Source organism: Streptomyces sp. NPDC023541, from assembly GCF_055559995.1.
Genome location: NZ_JBVHJO010000003.1, coordinates 1 through 24,786, shown reverse-complemented (window position 1 = coordinate 24,786; position 24,786 = coordinate 1). Strand labels below are relative to the sequence as shown.

22 protein-coding genes are annotated in these 24,786 nt (G+C 73.1%); 12 read left to right on the top strand and 10 right to left on the bottom strand.

Annotated features, from left to right (window positions below):
* Positions 1 to 34: 34 nt before the first annotated feature.
* From cseC to ACZ3X1_RS07615, 5 genes are all read right to left on the bottom strand, one after another.
* Positions 35 to 1,375 (bottom strand): two-component system sensor histidine kinase CseC, encoded by a 1,341-nt coding sequence (gene cseC / locus ACZ3X1_RS07635; RefSeq protein ID WP_467277655.1) that lies wholly within the window; start codon positions 1,373 to 1,375, stop codon positions 35 to 37.
* Positions 1,372 to 2,085 (bottom strand): two-component system response regulator CseB, encoded by a 714-nt coding sequence (gene cseB, locus ACZ3X1_RS07630; protein ID WP_356810157.1) that lies wholly within the window; start codon positions 2,083 to 2,085, stop codon positions 1,372 to 1,374. The genes cseC and cseB overlap by 4 nt, the downstream gene beginning before the upstream one ends.
* Before the next feature lie 34 nt (positions 2,086 to 2,119).
* Positions 2,120 to 2,761: a hypothetical protein gene (locus ACZ3X1_RS07625; protein WP_362626692.1), complete on the bottom strand. Its 642-nt coding sequence runs from the start codon at positions 2,759 to 2,761 to the stop codon at positions 2,120 to 2,122.
* An 83-nt stretch (positions 2,762 to 2,844) separates the two neighbouring features.
* On the bottom strand, positions 2,845 to 3,411 hold the full coding sequence (locus ACZ3X1_RS07620; protein ID WP_030027405.1) for a SigE family RNA polymerase sigma factor: 567 nt from the start codon (positions 3,409 to 3,411) through the stop codon (positions 2,845 to 2,847).
* A gap of 298 nt (positions 3,412 to 3,709) precedes the next feature.
* Positions 3,710 to 4,663: an HhH-GPD family protein gene (locus tag ACZ3X1_RS07615; RefSeq protein WP_467277651.1), complete on the bottom strand. Its 954-nt coding sequence runs from the start codon at positions 4,661 to 4,663 to the stop codon at positions 3,710 to 3,712.
* Between the two features lie 246 nt (positions 4,664 to 4,909).
* Here ACZ3X1_RS07615 and ACZ3X1_RS07610 point away from each other — a divergent pair, with 246 nt between their 5' ends.
* Positions 4,910 to 5,713 carry a hypothetical protein gene (locus tag ACZ3X1_RS07610; protein WP_467277649.1) on the top strand — a complete coding sequence of 268 codons (804 nt, stop codon included), beginning with the start codon at positions 4,910 to 4,912 and terminating at the stop codon, positions 5,711 to 5,713.
* Positions 5,714 to 5,878: 165 nt separating this feature from the next.
* On the opposite strand, the gene disA is transcribed toward ACZ3X1_RS07610, so the two are convergent.
* Positions 5,879 to 7,003 carry a DNA integrity scanning diadenylate cyclase DisA gene (disA, locus tag ACZ3X1_RS07605; RefSeq protein WP_356810152.1) on the bottom strand — a complete coding sequence of 375 codons (1,125 nt, stop codon included), beginning with the start codon at positions 7,001 to 7,003 and terminating at the stop codon, positions 5,879 to 5,881.
* A gap of 244 nt (positions 7,004 to 7,247) precedes the next feature.
* A complete protein-coding gene (gene radA / locus ACZ3X1_RS07600) occupies positions 7,248 to 8,666 on the bottom strand; it encodes a DNA repair protein RadA (protein ID WP_326475372.1) in 1,419 nt (472 codons plus the stop codon).
* Positions 8,667 to 8,873: 207 nt separating this feature from the next.
* Between radA and ACZ3X1_RS07595 the strand changes: the two genes are divergently transcribed.
* Positions 8,874 to 10,646, top strand: coding sequence for a BACON domain-containing protein (locus tag ACZ3X1_RS07595; RefSeq protein WP_467277645.1), 1,773 nt, complete (start codon positions 8,874 to 8,876; stop codon positions 10,644 to 10,646).
* Between the two features lie 90 nt (positions 10,647 to 10,736).
* Here ACZ3X1_RS07595 and ACZ3X1_RS07590 read toward each other — a convergent pair whose 3' ends face one another.
* A complete protein-coding gene (locus tag ACZ3X1_RS07590) occupies positions 10,737 to 11,537 on the bottom strand; it encodes a DUF3109 family protein (protein WP_356815494.1) in 801 nt (266 codons plus the stop codon).
* Positions 11,538 to 11,684: 147 nt separating this feature from the next.
* On the opposite strand from ACZ3X1_RS07590, the gene ACZ3X1_RS07585 reads away from it, so the two are divergent.
* The 5 genes from ACZ3X1_RS07585 (at position 11,685) to ilvD (ending at position 17,138) form a co-directional block, all read left to right on the top strand.
* Entirely contained in the window at positions 11,685 to 12,626 is a 942-nt protein-coding gene (locus tag ACZ3X1_RS07585) for a Ppx/GppA family phosphatase (protein WP_467277643.1), read from the top strand.
* Positions 12,627 to 12,998: 372 nt separating this feature from the next.
* A complete protein-coding gene (locus ACZ3X1_RS07580) occupies positions 12,999 to 13,649 on the top strand; it encodes a DUF7691 family protein (RefSeq protein WP_467277642.1) in 651 nt (216 codons plus the stop codon).
* 68 nt (positions 13,650 to 13,717) lie between these two features.
* Complete coding sequence (locus ACZ3X1_RS07575) at positions 13,718 to 14,545, top strand: sugar phosphate isomerase/epimerase family protein (protein WP_030656380.1); 828 nt, start codon at positions 13,718 to 13,720, stop codon at positions 14,543 to 14,545.
* On the top strand, positions 14,542 to 15,162 hold the full coding sequence (locus tag ACZ3X1_RS07570; RefSeq protein WP_356815488.1) for a TetR/AcrR family transcriptional regulator: 621 nt from the start codon (positions 14,542 to 14,544) through the stop codon (positions 15,160 to 15,162). Before ACZ3X1_RS07575 ends, ACZ3X1_RS07570 begins: the two co-directional genes overlap by 4 nt.
* A 125-nt stretch (positions 15,163 to 15,287) precedes the next feature.
* A complete protein-coding gene (gene ilvD / locus ACZ3X1_RS07565; RefSeq protein ID WP_356815487.1) occupies positions 15,288 to 17,138 on the top strand; it encodes a dihydroxy-acid dehydratase in 1,851 nt (616 codons plus the stop codon).
* Between the two features lie 97 nt (positions 17,139 to 17,235).
* Here ilvD and ACZ3X1_RS07560 read toward each other — a convergent pair whose 3' ends face one another.
* A complete protein-coding gene (locus ACZ3X1_RS07560) occupies positions 17,236 to 19,380 on the bottom strand; it encodes a serine/threonine-protein kinase (protein WP_467277639.1) in 2,145 nt (714 codons plus the stop codon).
* Positions 19,381 to 19,486: 106 nt separating this feature from the next.
* Between ACZ3X1_RS07560 and ACZ3X1_RS07555 the strand changes: the two genes are divergently transcribed.
* From ACZ3X1_RS07555 to proC, 5 genes are all read left to right on the top strand, one after another.
* A complete protein-coding gene (locus ACZ3X1_RS07555) occupies positions 19,487 to 19,789 on the top strand; it encodes an SH3 domain-containing protein (protein WP_356815483.1) in 303 nt (100 codons plus the stop codon).
* Positions 19,790 to 19,889: 100 nt separating this feature from the next.
* Positions 19,890 to 20,483: a hypothetical protein gene (locus ACZ3X1_RS07550; RefSeq protein ID WP_467277636.1), complete on the top strand. Its 594-nt coding sequence runs from the start codon at positions 19,890 to 19,892 to the stop codon at positions 20,481 to 20,483.
* An 84-nt stretch (positions 20,484 to 20,567) separates the two neighbouring features.
* Positions 20,568 to 21,368 carry an ABC transporter ATP-binding protein gene (locus ACZ3X1_RS07545; protein WP_467277634.1) on the top strand — a complete coding sequence of 267 codons (801 nt, stop codon included), beginning with the start codon at positions 20,568 to 20,570 and terminating at the stop codon, positions 21,366 to 21,368.
* On the top strand, positions 21,365 to 22,102 hold the full coding sequence (locus ACZ3X1_RS07540; protein ID WP_362626652.1) for an ABC transporter permease: 738 nt from the start codon (positions 21,365 to 21,367) through the stop codon (positions 22,100 to 22,102). The genes ACZ3X1_RS07545 and ACZ3X1_RS07540 overlap by 4 nt, the downstream gene beginning before the upstream one ends.
* A gap of 112 nt (positions 22,103 to 22,214) precedes the next feature.
* A complete protein-coding gene (gene proC, locus ACZ3X1_RS07535; RefSeq protein WP_356815480.1) occupies positions 22,215 to 23,024 on the top strand; it encodes a pyrroline-5-carboxylate reductase in 810 nt (269 codons plus the stop codon).
* Between the two features lie 52 nt (positions 23,025 to 23,076).
* Here the strand turns inward: proC and trpS are convergent, their stop codons facing one another.
* Positions 23,077 to 24,075, bottom strand: coding sequence for a tryptophan--tRNA ligase (gene trpS / locus ACZ3X1_RS07530; protein WP_467277628.1), 999 nt, complete (start codon positions 24,073 to 24,075; stop codon positions 23,077 to 23,079).
* Positions 24,076 to 24,786 lie beyond the last annotated feature (711 nt).

Here is a 24,786-nt window from a genome sequence, read left to right as displayed (position 1 = left end):
CACCCGTGCGCGGGCACGGCCCGGTCCCCGTCCGTCAGCCCTGAGGCGGCTTCAGTACCGGGAAGCTGCCCGTCGCCGTCGGCGCGTGCTCCGGCAGCCACAGCACCGCGACCGCCCCGGCCGCCGCGCCGACGGGCGCGCCCGCCGCCGTCGGCGAGCGGTCCAGGACACCGGGAGCCGCCACGTTGCGGAAGGTCAACCGGGCGCCCAGCACACGCGCCTGGCCCTCCGCGATGGTCAGCCCCAGCCCGTGCCCCACACCCGCGCGGTCCGTCGACCCGGTACGGAACCGGCTCGGCCCCTCGCGCAGCAGCGCCTCGGGGAAACCCGGCCCGTGGTCGCGGACCCGTACGACCCGGCCCTCGACGTCGACCTGGATCGGCGGCTGCCCGTACCGGGCGGCGTTGGCGAGCAGGTTGCCCAGGATCCGCTCCAGCCGCCGCGGATCGGTGCTCACGACCTCGTCCGCGACGATCCGTACGGTCGCCTCCGGCATCAGCACCCTCACGCGCCGGCTCACGAACTCGCCCAGTGCCACGTCCTGGAGCTCCGCCCGCTCCGAGGCGCTGTCCAGCCGGGCCACCTCCAGCACGTCCTCGACGAGGGCGCGCAGCGCCTGCGCCCGGTCCCGGACCAGCTCCGTCGGCCGCCCCGGGGGCAGCAGTTCCGCGGCGGTGAGCAGGCCCGTCACCGGGGTCCGCAGCTCGTGCGCGATGTCCGCGGTCACCCGCTGCTCGGCCTCCAGCCGCTGCTGGAGGGCATCGGCCATGGCGTCCACGGCCCGCGCGAGATCGTCCGTCTCGTCACGGACGACACCGCCGACCGCGTCCCGCACCCTTACGTCGGGATCGCCGTGGGCGACCCGCTGCGCGGCGGCGGCCGCCTTGCGCAGCCGGCGCGAGATCTGCCCGCCGATGAGGACGCCGAGCGCCGATCCGCCGATGACGGCGGCGAGTCCGCCGACGACGAGGGCCCGGTCGAGGTCCGGGAGCAGATCGGCGCTCTCCCGGAACGGCGTGTGCAGCGAGAGCACCTGCCCGTTGCCGAGCGGTACGGCGGCCCACACCTCGGGCACGCCGTGCGGCCGCTCCTGGATATAGGTGCCGCGCCGGCCCGACTGCGCCTTCTGCCTCAGTTCCGCGGGCAGTTCGGGATCGTTGACCTTGGCCCCCATGGAGGGCTTGCGCCCGGCGTCGGCATTGCGGGAGATGAACTGCACGCGCTCCAGCTGGACTTCGCGCGCGCTCCCCAGCATCGACACGCGGGCAGCGCTGTGCACCACCAGACTCAGCGCGATCGTGACGAGGGCGCCCACGGCTGCGATGGCGAGTGTGATCTTCCAGCGGATCCCCGTGCGGAGGGTGAACCGTCTCATGCCTTGAGTTTGTATCCGAAGCCTCGGACCGTTTCGATCCGGTCCTGTCCGATCTTGGTGCGCAGGCGCTGGACGTGGACGTCCACGACGCGGGTGTCGCCGCCCCAGTCGTAATCCCAGACCCGCTCCAGGAGCCGGTCGCGGGACAGCACGGTGCCGGGTGCGGAGGAGAACTCGAGCAGCAGCCGCATCTCGGTCGGCGTCAGGGCCACGTTGGCACCCGATCTGCGGACCTCCATGCCCTCGGTGTCCACCTCCAGGTCGCCGAAGGACAGCACGCCGCGCTCGGCGTCCGGGCCGTCGTCGAGGGCGCCACCAGCGCCGTTCTGGGGGCCGCCGGAGTGGTCGAAGCGGCGCAGCACGGCGCGGATCCGGGCGACGAGCACCGAGCCGTCGAAGGGCTTGGTGACGTAGTCGTCGGCGCCCGCCTCCAGGCCCAGCACCACGTCGATGCTGTCGGCGCGCGCCGACAGCATGATCACGGGGACGGTGGACTCGTCGCGGATGCGGCGGCACAGGCTCACGCCGTCCATGCCCGGGACCATCACGTCCAGCAGGGCGATGTCGGGCCGGCGCGCGCGGAAGGACTCCAGGCCGGACAAGCCGTCGGGCATGGCCGTGACCACGAACCCGTCGCGCTCCAGCGCCAGGGTCGTGGCCTCACGGATGACGTCGTCGTCCTCCACGAACAGGACATGGGTCTCGGCCATGCGCAAGCCTCGCCTCGTTCTTCTTGCTCAGTGCTCAGTTCTTCTGACTCGTGGCCGGGGCCGGCTGGGCGCCGCCGTCGACCACGTTGCTGTACTCCGAGTGCACCCGGTCCTGCTCGGTGAACTTCTCCCCGTTCCAGCGGTACGTGATCACGTCCTCGCCCGACGGATAGGCGAGCGCGTCGCTCTTTCCGTAGACCTGCTTCGTGACCACCAGGTCGCCCCGGTCGATCTCCGCGTAGACGGGTGGCCGCTCGTCCGCGAACACATTCTCGTACTCGGCGCCGTCCGCCCGGTACACGTAGGTGCCGCGGCCCAGGGCGTCGGCGCAGGACAGGACGTTCACGACGATGTCTGCGACCGGGCCGCCGGTGACCTTCCCGTAGCTCACGTCCACCGGGTACTCCTTGCCCGTGCAGGGCTTGAGGTCCCGCTTGACGTCGGTGCTGACCTTGGGGTCCGCCATGAGCAGCCTGACCGGGTCCACCTTCTTCAGGGGCGTGCCGGACGGGGAGGCCGACGCCGAGTCGCCGTCGGCCGGGGACGAGCCGGGCGGCGCGGTCCTGGCGACGGTGTCGGTGCGGGCGGGGCCGCCGTCACGCAGGCCGGTCCCGCCGGTCGCGCAGCCGACCGCGAACACGGCAGTGCCGACGAGGACGATCGTCCCCGCCGACACCAGCACCAGATTGCCCCGACCCCCGAATACGGACCGACCGCCGAATACGGGGGGAGAGCTCCTGCCGTTCAGATCTTGGCCGTTCAGGCCGCGCACCGCTCACGCCCCTCGTACCGCATGGTGTGGTCACCGCGCTCCAGCGCACGCATGTCCAGGTCTCGGCTCTCCAGCTCCTGCCGGAGGCGGGCCAGGGCGCGGTGCAGAGTGCTCTTCACGGTTCCCGCCGACATCCCGAGCGCCGCGGCCGTCTCCTCGGTGCTCATCTGCTCCCAGTGTCGCAGGACGACCACACTGCGCTGCTTGGGCGCGAGCACCTTGAGGATGTCCATCAGCAGGGCGCGGTCGGCGCGCTGGTCGGAGCCGTCCTCGACGGACGCGTCGGGGAGCTGCTCGGTGGGGACCTCTTCGAGCTTGCGGGCGCGCCACCACTCGGTACGGGTGTTGATCATGACCCGGCGGAGGTAGGCGTCGGCCAGGGACTTGTCGGCGATGCCGTCCCACCGGCCGTACGTGCGCACGAGGGCCGTCTGGAGGAGGTCCTGGGCGTCGGTGGGGTCCGGGACCAGGCGTCGGGCACTGCGCAGGAGGGCGTCCTGCCGGGTGCGTACGTACTCCTCGAACCCGAGTACCTCGCCATGCGCCTGCACCATTTCAGACCGCCTCCGTTCCCGTCCGACCGCTCCACCGCTGGCTTACGGGGACGACGGTACGGAGGGGTTGTCACGGGCCTGTGCGAGCAAGCCTTCGGTGGGAGCACGGACACCCATAGGTTGTGTAACAGCGCCCGTGAGCTGGGGTTTGGCGGCCACAAGCGGAATCCCTGACTCAGCTTCAGGTGCGGCTACGGGCGGTTCCCGACCGGTGCACGGTCCGTTCCCCACCCGCCCCGGCCGGACCCCGGACCGGGCCCGCGGCCTGCCACCGCGGCCTGCTGTCGCGGCCTGCCGGTCACGCCCCGGGCCGGGTCTGCGGCAGCCGGTAGAGGCCGCCGTCGAGGGGCTCCACCAGCCCGTCCGAGACCAGCCCGTCGAGGGCGCGCGCCCGCTGCACCGGTTCGTTCCACACCGTGTCGAGCACGGCCTGCGGAACGGGCCCCACCGCCTCCCGCAGGACGGCCAGGAGCTTGCCGCGCACCTGCCGGTCGGTCCCCGCGTACGTCTGTCCGCGCCGCGGCGGGCCGTCGTGCGCCGGCTTCCCCGCCAGCCGCCACGCGCACAGCCCGGCCACCGGGCAGCGGACGCAGTCCGGGCTCTTGGCGGTGCACACGAGCGCGCCGAGCTCCATCGAGGCCGCCGCCCAGCGCGCCGCGGTGGACTCGTCCTCGGGCAGCAGCTCGCGCGCCAGACGCCGCTCGGCGGCCGTTGTCGCGTTCGGCGGGTACTCGACACCGGTGGCGGCGCGCGCGAAGACCCGCCGGACGTTGGTGTCGAGGACGGCGTGCCGCTGCCCGTACGCGAACGAGGCCACCGCCGCGGCGGTGTACTCGCCCACCCCGGGCAGCGCGAGGAGCTGCGCGTGCTCGTGCGGTACGTCGCCCCCGTGGCGCTCCGTTATCGCGGCGGCCGCACCGTGCAGCCGCAGGGCCCGGCGCGGGTAGCCGAGCCGCCCCCAGGCCCGTACGGCCTCGCCGGGGGCCTCGGCGGCCAGGTCGGCGGGGCTGGGCCAGCGGGCGATCCACTGCTCGTAGACCGGCAGGACCCGGCTGACCGGGGTCTGCTGGAGCATGAACTCGCTGACCATGACGCCCCAGGGGCCGGCCTCGGGGCGGCGCCAGGGCAGGTCGCGGGCGTGCTGCTCGAACCACGCGATGACGGGGGAGTGCAGCGCGTGGGAGGGGCCGGCGGACGCGCCGGCGGTCAGGTCGCGGGACACGTCGGGGGAGGAAGCGGGGGATGCAGTCATGGCATACGGCATCCTGGCACGTTTCGGACCCCGGAGCCCGACTTGCCGTCCGGACCGGGCCCGCGGGAGAAGCCGAAGGCGTCCATGGTCACCGAACGTACATAAACCGGATTAATCTCCATGTCAGCCCTTTGGCCGGTTCTCACCGCCTCCGCTTCGGCCCGCAGGATGATCATCGGCAAATCGAGTGCGATGCGCGGCATGTGGGGCACTGATCGGGCCGCGAACTCTCGTAAAGTTCCCTCCGTGGGATCTCTGCGCAATCCGGTCGGGCCGCTCCCCTCCTCCATCTACTGGCGACGGAGGGCTGTGCTGGCGTCCGTCGTCGCGCTCCTCGCGCTCCTCGCCGTATGGACCGTCAGCTCCGGTGGGGGGAAGACGAGTACGAACGGAAAGGGCGAGGGCCGTCCCGACCCCGTCACCTCGATCACTCCAGGCCCGTCCGGCACGGGCCCCGCCATCAGCGCGGCGCCCGGCGGGCGCCCCGAGTCCGGCGGCGGGACCAGCGGGTCCGAGGGCGGCTCCGGCGGCGGCGCGGGCAAGAACGGCGAACCGGGCACCGGCGCGGGCGCGGGCGGGGGTTCGGGCTCCGCCGGCAGCGGCGGCGCGGGCGGTCCGGCGGCGGTCCCCGCGGACTCCCCGCTCCCCACGTGCGCGGCGAGCGCGCTGCAGTGGGAGGTCAAGAGCGCGAAGAACGAGTACGAGGCGAACGAGAAGCCCCGCCTCGAACTGATCGCCCGCAACACCTCCGGAACCACCTGCAAGGTCGATCTCGGCCCGAAGCAGGCGGTCCTGACCATCCTTCAGGCGAGTAACAACAAGGCGGTGTGGTCCTCGGCGGACTGCCCGACTGGCCCGGGCAACGCCTTCTTCCGCCTCCCGGCGCAGGGCGAGACCAAGCATGCGCTGGACTGGGACCGCAGGTTCAGTGCGGCCGACCAGTGCCAGTCGCCTCCGGCGGGGTCGGCCGCTCCGGACACCTACGTCGTCGAGGTCAAGTCCCCCGGCATGCCGGTCGCCCGGACCTCATTCGTCCTCAAGCAGGACTGACGTCCGGGCCGGCGGCCTCGGCAGCGGCCGAGCCCCCAGGCAGCGGCGCGCGCACTCCCCAGCCCCGCCCCGCCGGGGTTCGAGACGCGGGGTGGAGCCCCAGGAGCGGCGCGCGCGCCCAACGGGCAACGGACCCGAGACGGGTCGGCCGAGCAGAGCCGCAGGCTAGACGTACCGCTCCAGGATCGACGACTCCGCCAGCCGTGACAGCCCCTCGCGGACGCTCCGCGCACGCGCCTCGCCCACGCCGTCCACCGTCTGCAGGTCGTCGACGCTCGCGGCGAGCAGCTTCTGCAGGCCGCCGAAGTGCTCCACCAGCCGCTCGATGATCGCGCCCGGCAGCCGCGGTACCTTCGCCAGCAGCCGGTAGCCGCGGGGCGACACCGCCGAGTCCAGCGTCTCGGGCGAGCCGGTGTACCCCAGCGCCCGCGCCACGATGGGCAGTTCCAGCAGCTCCGGGTGGGTCAGCGCGTCCAGTTCCGCCAGCGCCTCGTCCACCGTGCGGGAACGCTTCGCCGTCGGCTCGGGCACGTAGTCCCGGATGACCAGCTCCCGCTCCTGCTCGATCCCCACCGTCAGCTCGTCCAGCTGGAGGGACAGCAGTCGCCCGTCCGTGCCCAGTTCGACCACGTACTCGGCGATCTCGGTCGCGATACGGCGGACCATTTCCAGCCGCTGCCCGACCGCCGTCACGTCGCGCACCGTGACCAGGTCCTCGATCTCCAGCGCCGACAGCGTGCCGGCGACCTCGTCGAGGCGGAGCTTGTACCGCTCCAGCGTGGCCAGCGCCTGGTTCGCGCGCGACAGGATCGCCCCGGACTCCTCCAGGACCCGCCGCTCCCCGTCCACGTACAGGGCGATCAGCCGCATCGACTGCGACACGGACACCACCGGGAAGCCGCACTGCTTGGAGACGCGGTCGGCCGTGCGGTGCCGCGTGCCCGTCTCCTCCGTGGGGATCGACGCGTCCGGCACCAGCTGCACGCCGGCCCGCAGGATCTTGGTGAGGTCCTTGTCGAGGATGAGCGCGCCGTCGAGCTTGCACAGCTCGCGCAGCCTGGTCGCGGTGAACTCCACGTCCAGGACGAAGCCGCCCGTACACATCGCCTCGACGGCCTTGTCCATGCCGAGGACGATGAGGCCGCCGGTGTTGCCCCGGACGATCCGCTCAAGGCCGTCGCGCAGTGGCTGACCAGGTGCGACCGCGCTCAGCGAGGCGCGCATGAGCGCGTCGTGCTTGGAGCTCGCGCCGGACTTCCCGGGTGCTGATGCCCCGTCCTTGGCTGCCACTGCACTCCTCCGGTCGCGGGTTGCGCCGCCCAGCGCGGGGGCACGAGGACGTGCGTACGGCCGGGCGGACCAGCACAAAGTCTACCGGCGCGCGCTGCGGCCCCGCCGTGGCTTGGCCAGGTACCGCCCGGCGGCGGCCCGTACGGACCCCCTGACCAGCGCGGCGACCGGTCGGTCGGCCGGGTCGATCATGACGGGTCGCTCGGTTCGATCATGGTCGGAGGCGGCGCGCCCGGAGCGGGGCCTACTCGGCGGCCGCCGCCCGCTCCTTGGCCGGTGTACGGGAGCGCCCGCGCGGCAGAACCCGTAGCGCGTCGCCCATGTCGGCGACCTCGGTGACCTTCATCCCGGGCGGCACCTTGCCCGGGTCCGCCGGCACCAGCGCGTGCGTGAAGCCCAGCCGGTGTGCCTCCGCCAGCCGCCGCTGCACGCCCGTCACCCGCCGCACCTCGCCGGCCAGGCCGACCTCGCCGATGGCCACCAGGTTCTTCGGGAGCGGGACGTCACTGGCGGCGGAGGCCAGCGCGAGCGCGATCGCCAGGTCCGCGGCGGGCTCGGTGAGCTTCACCCCGCCCACGGTGGCGCTGTAGATGTCGCGCTTGCCGAGGGCCGTGATCCGGCCGCGCTGCTCCAGTACCGCCAGCATCATCGAGACGCGCGAGGTCTCCAGGCCGGAGGTGGTCCGCCGGGGGGAGGGGATCTGCGAGTCCACGGTCAGCGCCTGCACCTCGGCGACCAGCGGCCGCTTCCCCTCCAGGGTCACGGTCAGGCAGGTCCCCGGAACGGCCTCGGCGCGCCGGGTCAGGAACAGTCCGCTCGGGTCGGCGAGCCCGGTGATCCCCTCGTCGTGCAGCTCGAAGCAGCCGACCTCGTCGGTCGCTCCGTACCGGTTCTTCACGCCGCGCACGAGCCGCAGCCGCGCGTGCCGGTCGCCCTCGAAGCTCAGCACCACGTCGACGAGGTGCTCCAGCAGGCGGGGACCGGCGATGGCGCCGTCCTTGGTGACGTGGCCCACCAGGAGGGTGGCCATGCCCCGCTCCTTGGAGGCCCTGATCAGCGCGCCCGCCACCTCGCGCACCTGGGCCATGCCGCCGGGTGCGCCGTCGATCTCGGGGGAGGCGACGGTCTGTACGGAGTCCAGCACCAGAAGGGACGGCTTCACGGCGTCGAGGTGCCCGAGCACCGCCGACAGGTCGGTCTCGGCGGCGAGGTACAGGTGGTCGCTCAGCGCCTTGATGCGGTCGGCCCGCAGCCGCACCTGGCTCGCCGATTCCTCACCTGTGACGTACAGCGTGCGGTGCGCGTCGCTGGAGGCCTTCGCGGCGACGTCCAGCAGCAGCGTCGACTTGCCCACGCCGGGCTCGCCGGCCAGCAGCACGACGGCGCCGGGCACGAGCCCGCCGCCCAGGACGCGGTCCAGCTCGTCCACACCGGTGCTGCGCGCGGTCGCCGTCCGCCCGTCGACCTGGGCGATCGGCAGTGCGGCGGTCGAGACCCGGCCGGCCGCGGTGGTCCGTACGGCGGGCGCCCCCATCTCCTCGACGGTGCCCCAGGCCTGGCACTCGGGGCACCGGCCGAGCCACTTGGCCGTCGTCCAGCCGCATTCGGTGCAGCGGTAGGACGGACGGTCCTTGGCGGATGAACGAGCAGTGCGGGCAGCCATGGCGCCCACGGTAGCCGCCCGCACCGACAGCCCGGGCCGCGGTGCGGGCCCGGCCGTCCCCGGCGCCGGGACGGCCGGGGGCGCCCCCGGCGGCGGGACCGCCCACGTCAGGCCCGCCGTCAGTGTGTCAACGATCTGTTCACCCATAAGGGCTAAAACCGGGGAAGGCTTCCAGGGCGCCACCGGCGCGCCGCCTACGGTCGCCAGGTGAACAGCAGCGACCAGGCACCACCCTCACCGCGCACCGGCGCACACCGGGCGCACGGGCGCACGCACCAAGAAGAGGAGCCGCCGCGCCCCTTCCGGCACGAGCCGTATCTCGACGGCCTGTTCACCTACTGCCTGTCGGTCCTGTGCGATCACGACACCGCGACCGACGTGCTCGGCGACGTCCTCGCCGTGGCCGAGCGGCATCCCGGCCGCTGCCCCGACGAGGGCGACAGACGGGCCTGGCTCTACGCGCTCGCCCGCTGGGGCTGCCTGCGCCGCTTGGCCGAGCAGCGGCGCGTAAGTCAGGGAGCGCATTCCGCTCGGCGTGCGCCGGAGCACACCGCGCGCGACAGTGCGCCGGGGGGCGCAGCGGATGACGTCCCGGCCGTGGACGCCCGTCGGCAGATCGACGTCAGTGCCTACCGCCGCACCGAGCTGGCCCGTCTGGCGTGGCCGGAGGCCGCGGGGACCACGCCCGCGCAGCGCGAGGCACTCGAACTCGCCGTCCGCCACCGCCTCGGCGTCCCCGAACTCGCCGCCGTCCTGGGCACACCCGCCGCCGCCGCCCGGGAGCTCCTGACCGGTGCCGCCTGCGAGGTGGAGCGCACCCGCGCCGCCCTCGCCGTCGTCGAGACCGGCAGCTGCCCCAGCGTCTCCCAGCTCACCGGCCGCGACGCGGACGGCAACGGCGGCGACGGCGACGTGCTGCTGTCCAGCACCCTGCGCGCCGAACTCGTCCGCCACGTCGACGACTGCCCCCGGTGCCGGCGCGTCGCCGAACGGGTGGGCGCCGCCGCCCCCTGGCCGGGCTCGGGCGGCGTCAACACCGCCGCACTGCCCCTCGTGCCCGCCCCCCGCACCGCGGTCCACGCGGCGATGCTCCGCTCCGGCCGGGGCCGCGGCCCCGGCCCGCGCTTCGACCGCACCGGCTTCCCGATGGACCCCAAGGACCGCGCCGCCCGCCGCGACCGGCTGCGGGCCCGCGCCGTGACCACCACCGTCGTGGCCACCGTCGTCGCGGCCCCGGTCCTGGCGCTGTGGGCCTCGTACCGCGGCGAGCACGGCACCGGCGACTCCGTCGGCAACGGCTCCACCCGTATCTCCGCGAGCGAGACCGAGCTGCCGACCGCCCGGATCGACGGCCGCCCGCTCACCGCCTACGAGAACACCGGGAACGCCACCGGCACCACCAGCGGCCCCGGCTTCGCCGAGAGCAGCGACTCCTCCGACGTCTCCGTCGAGGTGATCAGCACCGGCCCGCCCGCGACCCCCGACCACGCCGGCGCCCGCGGCCACCTCTCCGTGGCCGCGTCCTCGCGGGGCGCACTCACCCTGCTCACCCTCACCGCCTCGGGCGGCGCCCCGGTGGACTGGCGGCTCTGGTCCGACGCGCCCTGGCTGCGCGCGAGCCGCACCGCGGGCACGCTCGCGCCCGGAGAATCGGTCACCCTACGCATCGCAGTGGATGCCGAGGCGCAGCCCGTAGGCGCCTGGACCGCCCGGGTCGGGGTCGACCCGACGGGTGCGGTGGTCTCCATCCGCGGCCGCGGCCGGCCCGCCTCGACGCCGACCCCGCAGCCGGAGCCGACGCAGCCCGCGAGCCCGTCGCCGACGCCGGACCAGACGCAGGGGCCGGCACCGACGCCCGCGCCGACGGAGCCGACGATCCCGCCGCCGTCCCCGACGCCCGCGCCGTCCCCGACGGACGGCACAGGCGGAACGGCTTCCCCGGCGCCCGACCCCGCACCGTCGGGACCCGCGGGCGGCTGACGTCGTAGCGCCGGGATCCGCGGGGAGCCGACGTCGTACCGTCGGGACCCGCGGGCGGCCGACGTCGCAGCGCCGACGGCTCCGCTCCGTCTACGGAGCCGGGTCCGCGGGGTGCGGAGCCATCGGCAGCAGCGACGCCAGCCGGGCCTCGCACAGCTGCACCAGCGCCTCGTACCCCTCCTTGCCCATCAGCTCCGTCAGCTCGGCGCGGTACGACACGTACACCGGGTCCCCGGCGCCGTGCGCGGACGTCGCCGACGTGCACCACCAGTGCAGGTCGTGGCCGCCGGGGCCCCAGCCGCGACGGTCGTACTCGCCGATCGACACCTGCAGCACCCGGGTGTCGTCGGGCCGGTCGATCCAGTCGTACGTCCGGCGGATCGGCAGCTGCCAGCAGACGTCCGGCTTGGTCTCCAGCGGCTCCCGGCCCTCCCTCAGGGCGAGGATGTGGAGCGAGCAGCCGGCCCCGGCGGGGAAGCCGGGCCGGTTCAGGAAGATGCACGCGCCGTCCCAGCGGCGGGTCTGCTTCTCCCCGTCGTCGTCGTTCTGCGTCCACCCGCTCTCGCTGCCGACGTCGTGGAACTGCCACAGCTCGGGCGTCAGCCGGGCCACGTTCTGCGCGACGCGCTTCTCGTCGTCCTCGTCGGAGAAGTGCGCGCCGAGCGTGCAGCAGCCGTCCGAAGCCCGGCCCGCCTGGATGCCCTGGCAGCCGCTGCCGAAGATGCAGGTCCAGCGGGAGGTGAGCCAGGTCAGGTCACAGCGGAAGACCTGCTCGTCGTCGGCGGGGTCGGGGAACTCCACCCAGGCCCGGGGGAAGTCCAGCCCCTTCTCGTCAGCCACGGCCTTGCCCTTCCCGGCCTTGCCGCCCTTGGCGCTGCCCGTGCTCTTGATCGGGTTCTTGATCGGGTTCTTGCCTGAGTCCTTGCCCGTGTCCTTCTGCGACCGGGTCTTGTTGGCCTTCTTCGTATGTGGCACAAACCCAAGCCTAAGCGCCCCTTACTCAACCCCCGAGTGTTCCTCGCAGTAGCGTTTCCCCCTATGAGACTCGGTGTCCTTGATGTGGGTTCGAATACGGTCCATCTGCTGGTGGTGGACGCGCACCCCGGTGCGCGCCCGCAGCCCGCGCACTCGCACAAGGTGGAGATAAGGCTGGCGGAGCTCCTCGACGACGCCGGCGCCGTCACCCCCGCGGGCGTCGAGCGGCTCCTCTCGGTCGTCAACGAAGCGGTACAGGCCGCCGAGGACAAGGGCTGCGAGGACGTCCTGCCCTTCGCGACCAGCGCGGTGCGCGAGGCCACGAACGCGGACGAGGTCCTGGCCCGGGTCAAGGCCGAGACCGGCGTCGACCTGCCGGTGCTGAGCGGCGAGGACGAGGCGCGGCTCACTTTCCTCGCCGCCCGCCGCTGGTTCGGCTGGTCCGCCGGGAAGCTGCTGCTCCTGGACATCGGCGGCGGCTCCCTGGAGATCGCGTACGGCATCGACGAGGACCCGGACGCGGCCGTTTCGCTCCCGCTGGGCGCGGGCCGCCTCACCGCGGGCTGGCTGCCGGGCGACCCGCCGGACGCCGTCGACGTCCGGGCGCTGCGGCGGCACGTGCGGACGGAGATCGCCCGGACGGTCCGCGAGTTCAGCCGCTTCGGGGCCCCGGACCACGTGGTGGCGACGTCGAAGACGTTCAAGCAGCTGGCCCGCATCGCGGGCGCGGCCCGCTCGGCCGACGGCCTGTACGTGCAGCGCGACCTCGGCCGCAAGGCCCTGGAGGAATGGGTGCCGCGCCTGGCCGCGATGACGACGGCCCAGCGCTCCACCCTCCCGGGAGTCTCGGAGGGCCGGGCGAACCAGCTCCTGGCGGGCGCGCTGGTGGCCGAGGCCACGATGGACCTCTTCGGCGTCGACGAGCTGGAGATCTGCCCCTGGGCCCTGCGCGAGGGCGTCATCCTCCGCCGCCTGGACCACCTCCCGACCCCGGCGCCGGCGTAGGGGGTACGGGGGGCTTCGCGCGCGGGGCGGTGCGTGTCCGCGCGTGTACGGGTACACGCGCACTCGGCGCCTTCAGCCCCGCGGCTCCACCGCTCTCGGTCGGTGGCTGCCCACCCGCCCCCGGCGGCGGCGGGGCGGATGCCGGTCGTCTGCCGGGCGGGGGCTTCGGTGGGTCGGTCTGCCGGGGCGGTGTCGTAGACGGGCCGGGGGTTTCCCGTCAGTCCCATCGTCTCTCCGTGTCGGGCCGGTCCCTCAAGGGCGCTCCCTTCGGTCGCGTCTTGAAACCCGTTCCCGCTCCGCTCCGAGGTCCTGAGCGGACGGTAGGGGCCGCCACCGACAAGGCTGTCGGTGGCGACTGGCAGGCTGGTGACCATGAGTCACAACATCTCGTACTCGACGGCGGACAAGGCCGACGTGCTGGCCTACCTCGGCAGCAAGGGCGATCTGACGGCGGATCAGCTGCGCCGGCTGGAGATCATGCGCAGGAACGCCCGGGCTTACCAGGACGGTCTCGACCGTCAGGGTGTGGAGTGGGGACTGTCCATTCCCGACGCCCTTGAGCACCTCATCGCCGGGCACACCGACTCGGACGCGGACTGCGCCGGCAACGCGTACACCACCGCCCTGCAGTTCGTCATCGACTGCAACTCCTCGGACGACTCCCACCTGGGCACCTACTCCATGCCCAGCACCTTCTTCGGCCTGGTCGACGAGGAGATGCGCCGCCTCGGCGTGCCCGCCGACCTGCTGCCGCACGGGTTCCTCTACGGCGGGCCGCCCGACGAGTTCCCGTCCATCCCCTGGTCGGTGGACGGTTACCCGGCCATCGGGCATCTGCCGCTCGCGAAGACCAGGGAGGCGGCGGACGCGTACCGGGCCGTCCTGGGCCGGATGGACCCGGACTTCCACTACGACGTGCAGGAGCTCATCGACAAGCTCGACGTCGAGCACGAGGAGTGGGAGCGCGCGACGAGGGACCTCGACTGGTACACCCAGGACACGCTCTTCTTCCGGCTCGTCTGACGGCCGGAACCGGGCCCACGTGGCGGCCGTCACGTACCGGGCGGGCGCGGGCCCCGTACCCTGTCCCCGTGGCAGAACCCGTCCGCATCCCCACCGCGAAGGTCGCCCTGTCCACCGCCTCCGTCTATCCGGAGTCCACGGCGACCGCCTTCGAGATCGCCGCACGCCTCGGATACGACGGCGTCGAGGTGATGGTGTGGACGGATCCGGTCAGCCAGGACATCGACGCGCTGCGCCGCCTGTCGGACCAGCACCAGGTGCCGATCCTCGCCGTCCACGCGCCCTGCCTGCTGATCACCCAGCGGGTGTGGTCCACCGATCCGTGGGTCAAGCTCCAGCGCGCCCGGTCGGCGGCCGAGAAGCTCGGCGCGTCCACGGTCGTCGTGCATCCGCCGTTCCGGTGGCAGCGCCAGTACGCGCGCGACTTCGTCTCCGGTATCTGGCGGATGGCCGAGGAGACCGACGTCCGGTTCGCCGTGGAGAACATGTATCCCTGGCGGTACCGTGACCGCGAGATGCTCGCCTACGCCCCCGAGTGGGACGTGACGAAGGACGACTACCGGCACTTCACCGTCGACCTGTCGCACACCGCGACGGCCCGCACGGACGCGACCGCGATGATCGACCGGATGGGGGAGCGGCTCGCCCACGTGCACCTCGCCGACGGGAACGGATCGGCGAAGGACGAGCACCTGGTGCCGGGGCGCGGTACGCAGCCCTGCGCCGAACTGCTGGAACGCCTCGCCCGGAGCTCCTTCGACGGCCACGTGGTGATCGAGGTCAACACGCGGCGTGCGATGTCCTCCGCCGAGCGCGAGGCCGACCTCGCCGAGGCGCTGGCCTTCACCCGCCTGCACCTGGCCACCGCCGGGCGCGACCGGGCCCGCCGGCCGTGACCGGGGAGAGCACGCCGCGCCGCCGGGGCCCTGGGCGGCCCCGCCAGGACGAGGCCGAGGGGGGTCCGGGCACCCAGGAGCGCATCCGGCTCGCCGCCCGTGAGGTCTTCGCGGAGCGCGGCTACGACAAGACGTCCGTGCGCGGCATCGCGAAGGTCGCCGGCGTGGACCCGGCGCTGGTACACCACTACTTCGGCAGCAAGGACGACCTGTTCGCCGCGGCCATCGAGATGAGCATGGAGCCGGCCCTGGTGGTCCCGGCCGTCATCGGCGAGGGGCCCGACGGCATCGGCGAGCGCCTCGCCCGCTACTTCCTCGGGGTCTGGGAGAACCCGGTCACCCGGGCCCCGCTGCTCGCCGTGATCCGGTCCGCCCTCACGCACGAGGCAGCCGCGAAGGTGCTGCGCGGGCTGGTGCTGCGCCGGGTCCTGGAGCGCGTCGCCGCCGACCTGGACGTGCCCGATCCGACCTTCCGCGCCGAGCTCGCCGCCTCCCACATGGTCGGCATCGCGATCCTGCGCTACGTCCTGCGGGTCGAGCCCCTCGCGTCCGCGGACCCGGAGGACATCGTGGCCCTCGTGGCCCCTACGCTTCAGCGGTACCTGACCGAGGACTGAGCCGCCCGTCCCGCCATGCGGACACACCGTCCGGATCGCGGGCGGTGGGCGTAGCCTCGTAGCTGAGCCATATCCGCAGTCGCGGCTGACCGTACAGCCAGCCGTTCTCATGGGGAGTGAACCGCATGCCCGAGCTGAGGTCCCGCACCGTCACCCACGGCCGCAACATGGCGGGTGCCCGCGCCCTGATGCGCGCGTCGGGCGTAGCGAGCGAGGACATCGGCAAGCCGATCATCGCGGTCGCCAACTCCTTCACCGAGTTCGTCCCCGGTCACACGCACCTGGCGCCCGTCGGCCGGATCGTCTCCGACGCCATCCGCGCGGCCGGTGCGATCCCCCGCGAGTTCAACACGATCGCCGTCGACGACGGCATCGCGATGGGCCACGGCGGCATGCTCTACTCCCTGCCGTCCCGCGACCTGATCGCGGACAGCGTGGAGTACATGGTCGAGGCACACTGCGCCGACGCCCTGATCTGCATCTCCAACTGCGACAAGATCACCCCCGGCATGCTGATGGCCGCCATGCGCCTCAACATCCCGGCCGTGTTCGTCTCCGGCGGCCCGATGGAGGCCGGCCAGGCCATCCTCGTCGACGGCACCGTCCGCAAGCTGGACCTGATCGACGCCATGGTGGACGCCTCCAACGAGAACGTCTCCGACGAGGACGTGCTCCGCATCGAGGAGAACGCCTGTCCCACCTGCGGTTCGTGTTCCGGCATGTTCACCGCCAACTCGATGAACTGCCTCGCCGAGGCCATCGGCCTGGCCCTCCCGGGCAACGGCTCGGTCCTCGCCACGCACACCGCCCGCCGCGCCCTGTACGAGGACGCCGGCCGCACGGTCGTGGAGATCACCAAGCGGTACTACGGGGACGGCGACGAGTCCGTGCTGCCCCGCAACATCGCCACCCGCGAGGCCTTCGAGAACGCCATGGCCCTCGACATCGCCATGGGCGGCTCCACCAACACGATCCTGCACCTGCTGGCCGCCGCGCAGGAGGCGGGCCTGGAGTACGACCTCAAGGACATCGACGCCGTCTCGCGCCGCGTCCCCTGCCTGGCCAAGGTCGCCCCGAACGTCGCGCCCGGCGGCACGTACTACATGGAGGACGTGCACCGCGCCGGCGGCATCCCCGCCATCCTCGGCGAACTGCACCGCGGCGGGCTCCTCAACAAGGACGTGACGACCGTCCACTCCGCGGGCCTGGAGGACTGGCTGGCGCAGTGGGACGCCCGCTCCGGCACGGCGAGCGACACGGCGATGGAGCTGTGGCACGCGGCCCCCGGCTGCAAGCGCTCCGCGAGCGCCTTCTCCCAGTCCGAGCGCTGGGACACCCTCGACCTCGACGCCGAGGGCGGCTGCATCCGCTCCGTGCAGCACGCGTACTCCAAGGACGGCGGCCTGGCCGTCCTGCGCGGCAACATCGCCGTCGACGGCTGCGTCGTGAAGACGGCCGGCGTCGACGAGTCGATCTGGACCTTCGAGGGCCCGGCGGTCGTCTGCGAGTCGCAGGACGAGGCCGTGGACAAGATCCTGCGCAAGGAGGTCAAGGCGGGCGACGTCGTCGTCATCCGCTACGAGGGCCCGCGCGGCGGCCCCGGCATGCAGGAGATGCTCTACCCGACGTCCTTCCTCAAGGGTCGTGGCCTCGGCAAGGTCTGCGCGCTGGTGACGGACGGCCGCTTCTCCGGCGGCACCTCCGGCCTGTCCATCGGCCACGCCTCCCCGGAGGCGGCGTCCGGCGGCGACATCGCCGTCGTCGAGGACGGCGACCGCATCCGCATCGACATCCCGAACCGGTCCATCGAGATCCTCGTCGACGACGCCACCCTGGCGGCCCGCCACGAGGCCCTCGGCGGCGTCTACGCCCCGAAGAACCGCGAGCGCAAGGTCTCCGCGGCCCTGCGCGCCTACGCCGCGATGGCCACCAGCGCCGACAAGGGCGCGGTCCGCGACGTCACCCGGCTGGGCTGACCCGGCCCCCTGCGGCAGCGACGACCGCGCCGGTGCGGGGGCGCCCGCGTTTCACCCCGGCGCCCCCGCTCTCACCACCGGGCCGGATCGCCCGCTCTCACCACCGGGCCGGATCGCCCGCGTCCACCGCGAACACCGAGCCGTCGGGCGCACCCGCGAACACCCGCCCGCCCCCGGCCACCGGCGCGGGCAGCGTCGACGCGTACGTGTTCTTGCCGTCGGCCATCCGCGGCCTGGTCTGGCCCGCCGGCCGGCCGTCGGCGGCGTCGACGGCCAGCAGCCGGCCGTCCGGCGCCGTCAGGAGGACCCGGCCGCCGGCGAGCACCGGGCGTGAGGCCACCGTCACGCCCGTCTCCAGCCGCCACCGCTCCTTCTCGGCCCCGACCGCGACCAGCGCACCGGAGGTCCCGAACAGGTACGTGACCCCGTCCCGGTCCACCGCCGCCTCCGCGTCATACAGCGGCGCCGTGAGCCGCACCCGCTGTGCCGTGTGCGCCGCGAGATCGGCGCGCACGACGGCGGTGGTCCGGCCGGACGCGTCGACCTCCATCAGGTACAGGCCGCCCTGCGCCGCCCCGACCGGCCGCAGCCGCCCCGCCGTACGGAACTGCCGGCCGACGGTCCCGGTCGCCGGATCGACCGCGGCGAGCTGTGTGGAACCGCCGCCGTCGGGCGTCGCCGCGTACAGCTCGGGCGCGCCGCCTCCCTCCGGCCCGCCGCCGGTCCACCACACGGAGCCGACCCCGCCGATCTGCCGGGTCCAGCGCGTCGTCCCGGCGGCCGCGTCCAGTGCGCTGATGCTGCCGTGGGTGCCCACCAACAGCACCTGCGCGCCCGCGGCCACCGCCTGCGAACCGGCGGGGAGCCTGTGCCGCCAGCGCTCGGCCCCCGTGGCGGGGTCCAGTGCCTGGAGCGTCTCGCTGCCCGGCACCACGACGAGGACCCGTCCGCCGGCGTGCAGGGGCGCGCCCGCGGTCGCCGCCCCCTTCGCAGGGGCGGTCGCGGACGCCTCCACACTCCACACCGCGCTGCCGTCCGCGGGGTCCAGCCGGGCCGCGGCGAGGCCCGGTCCGGCGCAGTACAGGGCCTCCGCCTGCCAGGAGCAGGCGCCGATCCGGCTGCCCGTACCGGGCTTGCCCAGCGGGACCGACCAGGGAGTGAAGGCCTTCGCCGGCGCCGGATCCGACTTTCCCGCGATCTGGGCGGGCGACGACCCGGCGGCCGGCCCGAAGCGCAGGTAGCCGCCTACGGCGCCCCCCGCGAGCAGCAGCCCGACCCCGGCCGCGACGGCGAGGCGCCCCGGCCGCCGGCGCGGGGCCCGGGGCTCCGGCCCGGCGGGGGCCCGCTCCCTGCGGTGGGTGAGCAGCTCGGCGCTGTCGGGCCGGCGCGGCCGGGGGATGAAGGCCTGGGTGTCCTCGGAGGTCGGGTACGCGACCGCCCGCATCTCGGCGATCAGCTCCGCGGCGGTGGGCCGCTCCTGCGGATCCTTGGCCAGACACCGTTCGACGAGCGGTACGAGCCCGCGCGGCAGCCCGGTCAGATCGGGCTCGCTGTGCACCACCTGGTACGCCACCAGGTAGTGGCTGTCGGAGTCGAAGGGCCCGCGGCCCGTCGCCGCGTGCACGAGCACAGCGCCCAGGGCGAAGACGTCCGCTGCGGTTCCCACCTCGCGGGGCCGCTGGAACTGCTCGGGCGCCATGAACGGCGGCGTCCCGATCAGCTTCCCGGTCTCGGTCCGCAGGTCGCTGTCCGCCGGCCGCGAGATCCCGAAGTCGATGACGCGCACGCCGTCGGGCGCCATGAGCACGTTGCTCGGCTTGAGGTCCCGGTGGACCACGCCCGCCCGGTGGATGTCCCGCAGCGCCTCCGCCAGGCCGGCGGCGAGCCGGGTCAGCTCGGTGCGGTCCAGCACCCGCTCCCGTACCCGCTCGGCGAGCGTCGGCGCGTCGATGAACAGGGTGGCCATCCAAGGCCGTTCGGCATCGGGGTCGGCGTCCACGACGGGTGCGGTGAACGCCCCGCTCACCCTGCGCGCGGCCGCGACCTCCTGCCGGAAGCGGGCCCGGAACTCCGGGTCCACCGCGTGCTCGGCATGCACGATCTTGACGGCGAGTTTCAGCCCCGAGCCGGACGTGGCGAGGTGGACGACGCCCATCCCTCCGGAGCCGAGCACCGATTCGAGCCGGTACTGCCCGGCGTACTCCGGAAAGCCCGCGTAGTCGTCCGCGCGCAGCGAATGCACCGCTCACCACCCCCGCCGGAGCCTAGTCGATGACCCTTACGCATCTCCAAGGTCCTGCTACCCTGCGCGAGTTGCGCACGGCAACGCCCATGGGGGGAGATTTCGCATGTCGGTGGAGAACGATTCGAGCCAAGTCCAGAGCGTGGTTTCCGGCTCCGGCTACCCGTCCTACCCGGTCGCTCCCGGCTACCGGCTGAACGTCCGCAGCGGTCCCGGCACGAACCACTCGGTGATCGACGTCCTGCCGCTCGGCGCGACCGTCACGCTGCGCTGCCAGACCGAGGGCACCACGGTGTCCGGACCGTACGGCACGACCGACATCTGGGACTGCATCGGCAACGGCCGGTTCGTCTCCGACGCGTATGTGCGGACCGGCAGCGACGGCTTCGTGGTCACGCACTGCGGCTGACCGCCGGTCCCGGCGGAACCGGTCCGTACGTCGCGTACGACCCGTCTGACACGTGAGACACACCCGGCCCGACCGGCCCGGCGGGGGGATAATCGCTGCTGTGAGCGACGACCAGCGAGACCAGACCCCCGCCGAGCAGGCTGCCGGCGCGGCTGCCCCGGCCCGCGCGGCCTCGGCCGCCGCCGCGTCCGCCTCCGGCTCCGCCTCCGCGCCTACGGTCCCGACCGGCCCGCAGCCCGAGCCGATCCGGTACTTCGGCACCACCTGGCTGAACCACGAGAGCGGCTACGGCCTGCGCCGCGCCGCCCTCGCCGTCGGCTCCCTGGCCACGGCCACCGCCGCCGCCGTGCTGCTCCGCCTCTCCTACGAGGGCCTGGAGATCGGCAACGTCGGCCCCTTCCTCAGCATCTCCGTCGTCGTCCTCTTCGCGATCGCCAGCTCCATCGCCTTCATGAAGACCTGGGACTCCTACAACCGGCGCCCGGCACCGTCCTCCGACGAGGCCGCCCTCAAGGGCCTCAAGACGATCGGTTTCATCGGTTCCCTCATCGCCTACTCACTGCGCTGCCTGGTCGAGGCCCCCGGCGAGAAACTCCGCCGCGCCGAGTACGAGCGCGCCCTGGCCGACTACGGGCGCCGCCGCAGCACCCGTACGGGGAACCCGGCCGCCCGCCGCCCCAAGCGCAAGAAGTAGGCCGCAGGCCGGCGGGGGCCTTCCGCACCCCGCCCGGCTCCCCGGTGATTGACGCCCGGCACCGCCAGGAGCATTATTCATCACATGATGAATAAGAAGCCCGGTGAAGCACCGGCCGCCGCCGTGCACGCCCATGGCCTCACCGTCCGCCGCGGCACCGGCCGCACCCCGCGCACCGTCATCGACGACATCGCCTTCGACGTCCCCCGCGGCCGCATCACCGGCCTCCTCGGCCCTTCCGGCTGCGGCAAATCCACCCTCCTGCGCGCCATCGTGGGCACCCAGGCGCACGTCACCGGCACCCTCGACGTCCTCGGCCACCCCGCCGGCCACCCCGACCTGCGCTCCCGCATCGGCTACGTCACCCAGGCACCCTCCGTCTACGACGACCTCACCGTCCGCCAGAACCTCGACTACTTCGCCGCGGTCCTCGCCCCCGGCCGGGCCGCCGCCGCCCGCCGCACCGACGCCGTGGACCGCGCCATCACCGACGTCGACCTCACCAGCCGCGCAGGCGCCCTCGCCGGCAACCTCTCCGGCGGCCAGCGCAGCCGCGTCTCGCTCGCCGTAGCCCTGCTCGGCACCCCCGAACTGCTGGTCCTCGACGAACCCACCGTCGGACTCGACCCCGTCCTGCGCCGCGACCTGTGGAACCTCTTCCACGACATCGCCGCCACCCGCGGCGCCACGATCCTCGTCTCCTCCCACGTCATGGACGAAGCAGAGCGCTGCCACGACCTGCTCCTCATGCGCGAAGGCCGCATCCTCGCCCAGGACACCCCCGACGCCCTGCGCACCCGCACCCGCTCCGCCACCGTCGAGGAGGGCTTCCTCCGCCTCGTCGACCAGGCCGGCGCCCTTCCCGTCCAGCAGCAGACCCGATGAACACCGCCCGCACCGCCGCCACCGCCGCCCGCGTCCTGCGCCAGCTCCGCCACGACCCGCGCTCCATCGCCCTCATGGTCCTGGTGCCCGTCCTGATGCTCACCCTGCTGCGCTTCGTCTTCGACGGCAGCCCCCGCACCTTCGACAGCATCGGCGCGTCACTCCTCGGGATCTTCCCCCTCATCACCATGTTCCTGGTGACCTCCATCGCCACCCTGCGCGAACGCACCTCCGGAACCCTCGAACGCCTCCTCGCCATGCCCCTGGGCAAGGGCGACCTCATCGCCGGCTACGCCCTCGCCTTCGGCGCCGTCGCCGTCGTCCAGTCCCTCCTCGCCACCGGCCTCGCCCTCTGGGTCCTCGGGCTCGACGTCGTCGGCTCCCCCTGGCTGCTCCTCCTCGTCGCGCTCCTCGACGCCCTCCTCGGCACCGCCCTCGGCCTCTTCGTCTCGGCCTTCGCGGCCTCCGAATTCCAGGCAGTCCAGTTCATGCCGGCGGTGATCTTCCCCCAGCTGCTCCTCTGCGGCCTCTTCGCGGCCCGCGACACCATGCACCCCGTACTCGAAGGCATCTCCGACGTCCTGCCCATGTCCTACGCCGTCGACGGCATGACCCAGGTCCTCACCCACACCGACATGACCGCCGACTTCGTCCGCGACGCCGTGATCGTCGCCGCCTGCGCCCTGCTCGTACTCGCCCTCGGCGCCGCCACCCTCCGCCGCCGGACCCCCTGACCGCACTGCGGACACCGCGGCCCCGCTCCCCACCCGGGTGCAAGGATGAGGACGCGTACGCGTACGCCTACGCAGCCCAGGCGGAAGAACAGTTCGGCGAGGTGAATCGGGCATGACCCAGACAGTCGCAGTCCTCGGTACCGGCAAGATCGGCGAGGCCCTGCTCAGCGGAATGATCCGCGGCGGCTGGCCCGCCTCCAAGCTCCTCGTCACCGCGCGCCGCAGCGAGCGGGCCGAGGAGCTCCGCACCCGCTACGGCGTCGAGGCCGTCTCCAACGCCGAGGCCGCCAAGCGCGCCGACACCCTGATCCTCACCGTCAAACCCCAGGACATGGCCAAGCTCCTCGACGAGCTCGCCCCGCACGTCCCCGCCGACCGGCTGGTCATCAGCGGCGCAGCCGGAGTCCCCACCTCCTTCTTCGAAGAGCGCCTCAGCCCCGGCACCCCCGTCGTACGCGTCATGACGAACACCCCCGCCCTCGTCGACGAGGCCATGTCCGTCATCTCCGCCGGCAGCCACGCCACCGCCGAGCACCTCGCCCACACCGAGGAGATCTTCGGCGGCGTCGGCAAGACCCTGCGCGTCCCCGAGTCCCAGCAGGACGCGGCCACCGCCCTTTCCGGCTCCGGACCGGCGTACTTCTACTTCCTCGTCGAAGCCATGACCGACGCCGGCATCCTCCTCGGCCTGCCCCGCGCCCAGGCCCATGACCTCATCGTCCAGGCCGCCATCGGCGCGGCGGTGATGCTCCGCGACAGCGGCGAACACCCCGTCAAGCTCCGCGAGGCCGTCACCTCCCCCGCCGGCACGACCATCAACGCGATCGTCGAGTTGGAGAAGCACGGCGTACGCGCCGCCCTGATCGCCGCCCTCGAAGCCGCCCGCGACCGCAGCCGCGAGCTCGCCTCCGGCAACAGCTGAACCACCGGTACGGGCCCCGCCGCGGCGGGGCCCGTACCCGTCGTACCCCCGGCTACGGCGCGAGCAGCCCGATCGCCTCGTACGCCCGGTCCACCACGGGCCGCGCCAGCTCCCTGGCCCGCGCCGCGCCCTCCCGCAACGCCTTGTCCACCTGCGCGGGATCGGCCGCCAGCTCCGCGTGCCGCTCCTGCAACGGCCGCAGCAGCTCGACCACCGCGTCGGCGACGTCCCGCTTCAGCGCCCCGTACCCGTCGTACCCGTCCGCCAGGACGGCCGGATCACCGCCGGTGCACGCCGCCAGGACGTCCAGCAGGTTCGCCACCCCGGGCCGTGCCTGCCGGTCGTAGACCACCCCACCCTCCCCGCTGTCGGTGACGGCCCGCATCACCTTCTTGCGCACCACCCCGGGCTCGTCGAGCAGATAGACGATCCCCGAACCGTTCGCGTGCGACTTGCCCATCTTCGACGTCGGATCCTGCAGGTCCATGACCCGCGCGGCCACCGACGGAAGGGTGGCCCTGGGAACGGTGAAGGTGTGCCCGTAGCGCTGGTTGAAGCGCACCGCCAGGTCCCGGGTCAGCTCGACGTGCTGCCGCTGGTCCTCGCCGACCGGCACCTCCCCGGCCCCGTACGCCAGGATGTCCGCGGCCATCAGCACCGGATAGGTGAGCAGGGAGAGCCGCACGCCCTCGCCGGACGCCTGCGCCTTCGCAGCCTTCTCCTTGTACTGGATCATCCGCCGCAGCTCCCCGTCGGTCGCCGTGCACTCCAGCAGGTAGGCGAGCCGCGTGTGCTCGTCGACGTGGCTCTGTACGAAGAGGGTGCAGCGCTGGGGCTCCAGCCCGGCGGCCATCAGCAGCGTCGCCGCCTGCCGGCTCAGCCTCCGTACGCGCGCCGGCTCGTGCTCCACGGTCAACGCGTGCAGGTCGACGACGCAGAACAGGGCGTCGTCGGGCTCCTGGTGGGCCGCGACCCACTGCCGGACCGCACCCAGGTAGTTCCCCAGGGTCATGTGACCGGTCGGCTTGATCCCGCTGAAGATCCTCGTCATGTCCTGCTCTCCCTGTGAATGCGTGAGTGGAGTCGGGTCACCGTCTCGGGCGGCCGGGCCACTCCCCGGAGGGAGAAAACAGAAACGGCCGCCGGGGCGGCGGCCGTGAGCGCATGCGTGCTCGCGTGGAAGGTCGGCCGCCGTCAGGCGGCCCACCAGCGAAGGCTGAGCGTGAGCGCATGCGTAGTCATGGGAGCCAGCGTAGACCTCCGGGGATGAGGACGGGGTGACTTTCGCTGGCCCCGCGCGGCGGCGTTCAGCAGGGGTTGACACGGGTGTGCCCGGTCCGTAAGGTTCTTCGAGTTGTCCGACGTGAGCGCCGACCCCGGTCGGTCCCCGGACAGCCATTCCGCACCACACATTCGAACGAACGACGCACTTTGTCGTCTCGTTTTCATGCGTATTTGCGAATGAGGAATCCGTGTCCGAGGACGCCGTCGCCGATTAGGTTCGGGGACGAGGAATCCGCTACTGTCTCACTCGCCGCAAGGGCCGACAGCCCAAGCGGCACAACCCGCTGACCGGGAGTCAGGCCCGAAAGGATCTGATAGAGTCGGCACCGCCGGAAAGGGAAACGCGAAAGCGGGAACCTGGAAAGCGCCGAGGAAATCGGACACGAAAGAGTCTGATAGAGTCGGAAACGCAAGACAGCAGAACGAAAGCCCGGAGGAAAGCCCGCGAGGGTGAGTACGAAGGAAGCGTCCGTTCCTT